Origin of the sequence: Paramagnetospirillum caucaseum (assembly GCF_000342045.1) — a bacterium.
In the GTDB taxonomy this organism is placed as follows: Bacteria; Pseudomonadota; Alphaproteobacteria; order Rhodospirillales; family Magnetospirillaceae; genus Phaeospirillum; species Phaeospirillum caucaseum.
Map to the genome: position 1 here is coordinate 1 of NZ_AONQ01000114.1, position 7,726 is coordinate 7,726.

At 61.8% G+C, this 7,726-nt stretch carries 7 protein-coding genes; all 7 read right to left on the reverse strand.

The annotated features are described in order from the left end of the window. Positions 1–88: 88 nt before the first annotated feature. Positions 89–496, reverse strand: coding sequence for a hypothetical protein (locus H261_RS21895; protein WP_008622078.1), 408 nt, complete (start codon positions 494–496; stop codon positions 89–91). Beyond that, complete coding sequence (locus H261_RS23640) at positions 490–1,968, reverse strand: caspase family protein (protein WP_052004361.1); 1,479 nt, start codon at positions 1,966–1,968, stop codon at positions 490–492. Before H261_RS23640 ends, H261_RS21895 begins: the two co-directional genes overlap by 7 nt. A gap of 121 nt (positions 1,969–2,089) precedes the next feature. Beyond that, complete coding sequence (locus H261_RS24590; RefSeq protein WP_008622084.1) at positions 2,090–2,758, reverse strand: hypothetical protein; 669 nt, start codon at positions 2,756–2,758, stop codon at positions 2,090–2,092. 200 nt (positions 2,759–2,958) lie between these two features. Then, entirely contained in the window at positions 2,959–3,585 is a 627-nt protein-coding gene (locus H261_RS21910; protein WP_008622085.1) for a hypothetical protein, read from the reverse strand. Next, positions 3,582–4,841: a tetratricopeptide repeat protein gene (locus H261_RS21915; RefSeq protein WP_008622087.1), complete on the reverse strand. Its 1,260-nt coding sequence runs from the start codon at positions 4,839–4,841 to the stop codon at positions 3,582–3,584. The genes H261_RS21910 and H261_RS21915 overlap by 4 nt, the downstream gene beginning before the upstream one ends. Continuing rightward, positions 4,838–5,653 (reverse strand): DUF4384 domain-containing protein, encoded by an 816-nt coding sequence (locus H261_RS21920; RefSeq protein WP_152427053.1) that lies wholly within the window; start codon positions 5,651–5,653, stop codon positions 4,838–4,840. The genes H261_RS21915 and H261_RS21920 overlap by 4 nt, the downstream gene beginning before the upstream one ends. A gap of 7 nt (positions 5,654–5,660) precedes the next feature. Further along, a complete protein-coding gene (locus H261_RS21925; protein WP_152427054.1) occupies positions 5,661–7,187 on the reverse strand; it encodes a trypsin-like peptidase domain-containing protein in 1,527 nt (508 codons plus the stop codon). Between the last annotated feature and the right edge of the window lie 539 nt (positions 7,188–7,726).

Genomic DNA, 7,726 nt, shown 5'->3' on the forward strand with positions numbered 1-7,726 from the left:
GGACGGATACGACGGTGCGGTCAGTCGCGCTCCCGATATAATCGAGGGGAAATCTCCTGAGGAGGACTGCCTTCGAAGACGGGAGCGCTCAAGAAGCAGCGCGTTCCGCGAGCAGCAGCCACAGGGCGCCCAGGAGACACGTCGGGCTAAATCGAGTCCGAACCCCGAGCAGTGATCTATCGACCACTGTCCGCAACTCCACGCGATCTGGTCCGAGACCAGCCTCGATGGCTGCGGCTAGATGCGTCAGAAGAGCAAGAAGCACCGGAGACGGTTCGCAGCCCTCCCTCGCCTCATACGCGCGAGCGCTCCGGAAGGCCGAGAGCGCTTCCATGGCAGTCCTCATCCTGACCACTTCCTCTCGCCAGTCGAACCCGTCCTCCACCTCAAGCAGCGGACCGTACTCGACCTCGAACGCCCTGAAGGCTTCCTCGGATTCAAGGCCGGCGAATCTCTCAAGCGCAAGTTCCGGAATTCCCTCTCGCCAATCTACCATTCGACGAGCACCTTTCCACCGTCACCGGACAATTCCGGTATCTGATCCCTCCCTTGTCGGACAGCCTCCTTGGATACCCTATCCTTGACGTAGGCATGCAACTCGGCGGCAGTGATCCTTCTATCGCCGTTGGCGTCAGCTTCGCCTTCAAGCCCTTTCATGACGAAGTAGCTCAACGCGCCGTGCTTCGCACCCGGCAATCCCGAACTGAGCTGCGCACCGCTCGCGGCGGAAAGAACCGTCGCATTTCGAGGGAAGGCGCCGGCCGTCGGCGAAATGGCGATCGGACGCGCGTACGCCATCAACGTCTGGCCGGTGCGAGTGCCTCCGGAGAAGCAGGTATCGAGAACCATCACCACGTCCTTGGCTCCGGCCTCAGACAATCGCGCGATGATTTCCTCGCGACGGATGCCGCTCTCCTTCAGCACCGTGGGATCGCCGTCGAATGGCATGAGGAAGACGTCCTTGCCGTCGCTCGACGCCAAGCCGTGCCCTGAGAAGAATACATGGACGGTGGAGCCGCCCTGCATCATCTCCGCCTTCGCCCACGTCGCCAGCGCCTTGACGACGTCGTTGCGGGTAGCCTGATCACCGCGCAGCAGCTTCACCTTGGATGGGTCCACCCCGAGGGCGTTCACCGCATACTCCGCGAAACGCGCGGCGTCGTTCTCCGCGAAGTCCGCCCGGGGCAGGCGACCGTACCGATCAATGCCCACTATCAGCGCCAGATCACCGTTGCGCTTCGCGCCGATCAGGCGACGCGGAAGCAACGGAGCAAGCGCCTGCTGCGCTTCCGAAAGTCGCGTATGATAGGAAACCGGAGCGGACGAAGACCCGGTGGCGACGGCCACCTTCCCGGCGTCGCGAACCTTCTGACTCCCGGAAAGCCTTTCGGCTACGCGCTCCATCGCCTCGCGGATAGCGAGGGAGGTGGCCTGGGCCGTCGCATCCGACCCTCCCTCGCAGAAAAAGCCGCCATCCGTGATCTTCGATCTGGTGGCATTGACGGAAGAGGAGAGGATCTTGCCCTCGGGAGTGACTACGGAGATCCCGACGTTAAGATCGACCATGGCGTTGGCATCGACGCCGAAAAACTTCTTGGCGTATCCGACGGAGGCCTGGAATCCATCCACCTTGACCAGAACGAAACCCGCGACGCCATCCCGACGCATCGACTCTGTTCCGGGGGAGACGGCAACCATCTCCGATTCCTCGAAGACGAGCGGCATGGTTTGCTGAACCGAGGAGCGGAACGGCGCCTCGGCATCGACCGGAACCTTGTGGGCGCCGCAGATATAGCCCTTGGAAGCATCCTCCACCCGCATCTTCGTCAAAGAGGTCGCATCAACGGCGAAGAGAAACTTCCCGGAAATCTTGTCATCCGCTGTGGTATAGAAATTCGTCCCACCCGATGCGAGCGGCACCGCGTTGTAAGAACACGCCGCAACGCCCAGCGCCGCGACGATGGCCAAGGCTCGCGCAACGCTCCTCGTCGATACAGAAATCATGTCGCCCCGCTCCTCGCAGATCCACGGCAACGCGACGCGGTCCCCGGGGCGATTTCTCGTCCCGAGTCCCGCCGCGCCGCGAGCCCTATTTCCTGGCGGAGGCCACCGACCGACCCGCCTCGCGAACCTTCTGACTTCCCGAGATCCGCTCCGCGGTACGCTCCAGCACCTCGCGAATGGCCAGGGAGGTGGCTTGGCCCATGGCGTCGGCGCCACCCTCGCAGAACATTCCGCCATCAGTGATCTTGGAACGATTCGCGTTGACGGACGTGGCGAGAAGCTTGCCTTCGACCCCCGTCACGATGACGCCCACGTTAAGCTCGACGCTGGCGTTGGCGTCGGCTCCGAAGAACTTTTGCGAATACGACACGGTAGGCTGGAAATGGTCGACCTTCATGAGGACGAAACCCGCGACGCCGTCCCTGCGCATCGATTCCATGCTGGGAGCGGTGGAGACGAGCTCGATCTCTTCGAAGACGAGAGGAAGCGTCTGCTGGATGGAGGTCTTGAGCGACGCCTCGGCATCGACCGGAATCTTGTGAGCCGCGCAGACGTAACCCTTGGAGGCATCCTCCACCCGCATCTTCGTCAGCGAGGTGTCATCCACGGCGAAGACGAACCGACCGGGAATCTTCTCCTCGTTCGTGGTATAAAAATTACCACCGACGGCTGTCATCGGCACGGCGTTGTATGAGCACGCCGAAAGCGAGGCCAGAACGAAGACGGCTGATAGAATCCTCTTGATGCACTTCATGACTTTCCCCTCTCAGTTCGGACCGCGTGACGAAGCGTCCGTACCCTTGTTTCCTCAGCGTTCGACGCACATCCTAACCGAAGTGCCAAGGCTTTCAACACGGATCGGTAGTCGAACGAACACTCTCCAGGTCATAGACGGACGCTACGGGAATTTTCACCATCGAATCGTCGAAATTTTCCCGCATCCGACGATTCTCGTCAGCCGCCGGTCCCGGCCCCGGCCTTCCTCGCGTCCTGAATGTCCTTCTCCAGCTCCTGGAAAGCTTTCGAGGCCCTGACTTTGCCCTGCAAAACCGCATTCTTATTCACCTGATCCACCAAAATGCGATTGGCGTTCCCGAGCGGATACTGAAGCAATACGACGGCCCTATATTGCTGGCCCATCGGGATGAACTTCTTCTCCGTGATCGCGTAGCCCGCCACATTGACCTCGGTGATCAGGTTGCTGGTCACGCGTTCGCTCTCGGTCAGGATCTGCGGACTTTCACCGGAACCGGACTCGGAGATGAACTCCTTCAGCTTCGCCGATATCCGCCCGTTGATCCTATCGGCCAGCGCGCGCTTGGCGCCCAAGATCGCCTTGTCTTCGGCGAATTGCAGATCCGTCGAGGTCGCCGTCCCCGGAGCGTAGATCGAGTGCTCGTCGATGGGAGGACTCGTATACCAAGACGGGAGCTCGTCCAACGTGGACTTAACCGATTCGGCCCTCGCCTCCTGCTTCCTCTGCTCCTGCTGCGCTGTCCACGCAGGGGTGCCGGGCTGCGGCGAGGCGCAGGCGACCAATGACATGGCGCCGAGAACGGCGCCGAGAACGGATCGATTCATGATGTCTTCCTCCTTGCGAGATCGGAAAGGGCGTCCTCAAGGGTCCTGAGCCTTGACTTGGCTGCGACGCCGGTCTTGACGACGAGCTTGAGCTCGCCGAGAGCGCGCTCAGCCTTCGCCGCGTCGCCCGTCTTGATATACGCGAGGCCGGCGGCATAGAAGGCATCGGCCGCATCGTTCGGATTCCCGGCATAGATGAGAATGATGGCCGAGTTAAACCAGGCGAAGCCGTTCGACGGATCCTCCGCCACCGCCATCTCATAGGCGGCGAGCGCTCGATCCAATGAACCGTTGGCCGCATTAGCCGCCCCCAGAGCATTCAGATACCTGGCGTTCCTTCGGTCAAGCGACACGGCTCGCAGCGCGGCCGTCTCCGCTCCCGGATAATCGCCCTCGAGCATCAACACCCGCCCCTTAAGAAACCACGCTTCAGAGCGCTTGGAATCGGCGAGCAAAGCGCGATCCGCGGCGACCAACGCTCCGGCATGATCTCCCTGCGACATCAAGCGCTCGCCAAGCGCAAGCGGGTCCTGGTCGTCGGATACCGCGGCGGCGGCATGATGCGTCAATGGGAGGGCGGAATTGTCAGATGGGTCTTCGAGCGCCACCTTGCCTTCATCCGGAATAGTCGATACCAGGCGACGGGCCAGATCGTCTGTCACCCGCAGCAGCTGCTCATCGCCGACGTTGTTGACGGCGTCGAGAATTCCCATGGCCACCCCGACGGGATCAAGGGGAAGCGACCCGCCATGGCTCGCGGCGACGTGCTTCCCCTCCCAGAGAACGACGCCGTCCGCAGCCCTGATCAACCGGAGTTCGGCTCCAACCGACACCCGCGAATAAAGGGCGAGAAACATCGTCCCGGATTCCGTGACCTCCCCCTCGAGCAAGGCGCCGCAGCGAAGCCGTTTTCCGAGTTCAGCGCGATCCTCCTTCGTCTCGGCGAAAACCCTGTCCACCCGCTCGAGACGAACCCCTCTCTTGGACTTGGCGGAAAGATGGGCGTAGACCGACAGGCGCACTCGCGCCGCATCTTCCAGCGTCACCTCCGGATTCGAGGGGCTCCTCGCCTTCAGCGGCAAAATCGCCACGCATTCAGGCGGAGAAGCCCTATAAGAGTCATCGACCCGAAACTTAACCTCGTTGAAGCCGATCCCCCCCCGCTCCCCCGCCCCTTCATCAACGTAAGAGGGGCCCGAGCACCCGGCCGTCGCGCAAACGGCCAGGAAGACGGAAACGCAGCCGGCCCGCTTCATTCCCCGCCCCTGACGACGTTGTAGAGCCTCCGCAACAGTCGACGCTCGTCCTGGGGGATCTCCGCAATGACCCTGTTAAAATCATCAAGCGAATAGACATCCCTAAAAGCGACTGGTCTCTTGGTCGCCACGACCATCAGATATTCGTCGATCATGGCGCGCCCGCCCCGCCGGTTGGTCGGATAGGACACTTTCAGCTCGTAACGCTTGGATCCGGCTTCCGATGGCACGGTGAACGCCTTCGTCACCCGATCCACGGAATCGAACGCGTTAGGGAAAACGCGACCGATCTGAGCGTCGCCGGCCTCATAGGGCAGCCACTGAAATATCTGGACATGCATCGGCTGAGACGGCGTCACGGAAACCACCAGCTTCTCGCCATCCCGAAATACGAGACCATTCAATGAAACGCCCGCGTCGAAGTTCGGATCAGGCCTGCCTTCCGCGACGAAAACGTCAGCCTCGAAGGAGACTAGGCATTTGCGGATGGCTCCAGCCTCGATGGTGGTCTCAGCCCTATATCCTCGCGTTCCTCGAATCAGTCCGCCTACCATCGTCCACGTAGTGGAGTTCCTGGCGCACTCGGTCTCGTCGCCCTGCTCGGAGCAGCGAAGCGCCTCTTCCGACGACAGCGTCTCCCCGCTAACCCTCCGCACCGCATCCGCCCTAGCGCGGGAATCCGCCTGTCTGCAGGCTTCCTCCTCGGGCACCGAAGGCGGAAACATGTAGTAGGCCGAGGCAGACACCCACTCCGCCGAAACCGGCGAAGCCAAGAGGACGAACGTCGCGAGCAGCGAAACTCTCTTTCTCATGGCCATCTCACCTCTGACCGACGATGAGGACCGAACGAGGAAGCATCTCGCGGTACAGATCCTCAAGGCTCATCTCGGGCGGCTCCGTTTCCGGTGATGGCTTCTTTCCGAGGAACACGAGAATGCGTCCGCCCTTGATGCCGATGTTCATATCCTCAACCAACGCGCCGGTCCGTTCGTAGACCTTTGCCGAATCCGTCTTTCCGACGGCGACGCCAAGCAATCGCCCGCGCTTGTCGAACACCGGACCACCCGAATTGCCCTTATTGATCTTCGACGTCAGCTGGAAGGTGTTCGGATCGTTCGCCAAACCCGCCGCCTTCGCCACGATCCCCTCGGTCAGAGCCGGTTGCTCGTCTCCGAGAAGGCCGATCATCGGGTAGCCCATGACGATGGCGGCGCGACCCGCCACGGGTTGTACGACGTCTGAAAGGGGAACGACGGCGCCTTCGGGAAAGGGTTTGTCAATCTCAAGAAGCGCCAAGTCGTCGTCGCTCGACATTTTGACTACGCGAGCCTTGCGAACGTGCCCGGTGCCATTGCGAACGTAAAGCGCCGAAATTCCCTCCACGACGTGCCTGTTCGTGACGATCGATCGACCGCCCTCCATGACTACTCCGCTCCCTGTAAGAATCGGGCTTCCGGGCTCGATTGGAAAAGGCTCAGGTCGATCCAGCGCAGCCGAACGCGTAATCTTTCTTGCCGGAGGAGGTGCGGGCGACGACTCCACCGGAGCGCGAGGCTGGGCGCGCGGGGACGGAGGCTCACGCGGTGGCTCTCTAACGGCGCTACCGGCGGGCTCCCCGGTCGGCTCCGTCGCCTCACCGGGCCCGGCTTTCACGGGCGCTGCGGGAGAAACGGCCTTGAGCCAGGACGATAGCGCTTCCGCCCGACCAATCTGCCCCCGACGTCGGTATGACGCCTCGGCCGACTTGGCGGCGACGATCGCCCCGTCTCGATCTCCAATGGACCAAAGAAGGCGTCGCAAGGCATCGCGCGCGCCGGCCGCTTCCGGGACGCGTTTCAAAAACCCCTCCAGTTCCACTATCGCGGGCCCCGCCCCTTCCGTCGAAGCAAGGAATCGGGCCATCACTACCGCGACGTCTTCGGAATCCTCGCGTTCCCCGCGCAGCTTCCGCAGACGAGCAAACGCATCGGCTGCGCGCCCGGCTCGCTGATCGGCCCTCGCGATGACCAGATGCGCCGCCACGAGATCGGGATCCGTCCTCAGTGCGAGAGCGGCGTTCCTTCGCGCCTTGCCAAGATCGCCAAGGGCGAGCTCGGCCTCGGCGAGCCCGAGATAGGCCTCGCCCTCTCCATCCAAAGAAGAGAAGGACGCATCCTCGAAATAACCAAGGGCCTTCGCCGGCTTTCCGATGGCCAGATAGACCCTCCCCATCAGGATTCCCACGCCTGACGCGGCGCCAGCATCCTCCGCATCGAGCCGTCTCAGCACGGAAACCGCCTCTTCGTAACGTTCGGCGTCCACCAAACCGCGAGCGAGTTCCAAGGAAGGCTGCGTTACTTCGGCCATAGCCGAGAAGCCTAACCCAAGCGCGCAAAGCGCTGCGCCTAACGTCCTGGCCGTCCTCGACATCCTATTCCTCCATCGCTCCGATGCGCCGAACGATAGCATGCACCGCGCCTCTGTCCATGAGACGGACGCCCAAAAGATTTTGACCGAAAATTTAGAATCGCCGACAAACGGCCTTTGCGCGACACCACCGGAACGATCACTCCCGCTTCCAGTCACGCTGGTGCGATCCGATCGCGGCCCTGACGCGGTCAAGATCTCCATCAGCAACCCGCATCGACGACTTTGACCTTGGTCGTTAGATCGACGGATCCCTCTCGTCCGTCAGCGAAGCAAAACCGCAAAAGAACCCCGGCATAGCTCGGACTGAAACCACATGCCAAGGCGGCACCTCGCAGGTACCCAACTCCAATACGTGCTGGTGGGTAACTTCATTCATATGTATCGCGGATTTCGAATGCACCAAGATCCTGGAAGGCCGAGAATAGGCGGGAATACATCACAAGACTCGGTAACGCGTTACCGAACTCCCGCCCCCC

Bases quoted from the DNA above. Each gene is read 5' to 3' on its own strand.
- H261_RS21925 (WP_152427054.1), bottom strand. From the start codon at position 7,187: ATGGCCGAAGTAACGCAGCCTTCCTTGGAACTCGCTCGCGGTTTGGTG.
- H261_RS24590 (WP_008622084.1), bottom strand. From the start codon at position 2,758: ATGAAGTGCATCAAGAGGATTCTATCAGCCGTCTTCGTTCTGGCCTCG.
- H261_RS21895 (WP_008622078.1), bottom strand. From the start codon at position 496: ATGGTAGATTGGCGAGAGGGAATTCCGGAACTTGCGCTTGAGAGATTC.
- H261_RS21915 (WP_008622087.1), bottom strand. From the start codon at position 4,841: ATGAAGCGGGCCGGCTGCGTTTCCGTCTTCCTGGCCGTTTGCGCGACG.
- H261_RS21910 (WP_008622085.1), bottom strand. From the start codon at position 3,585: ATGAATCGATCCGTTCTCGGCGCCGTTCTCGGCGCCATGTCATTGGTC.
- H261_RS21920 (WP_152427053.1), bottom strand. From the start codon at position 5,653: ATGAGAAAGAGAGTTTCGCTGCTCGCGACGTTCGTCCTCTTGGCTTCG.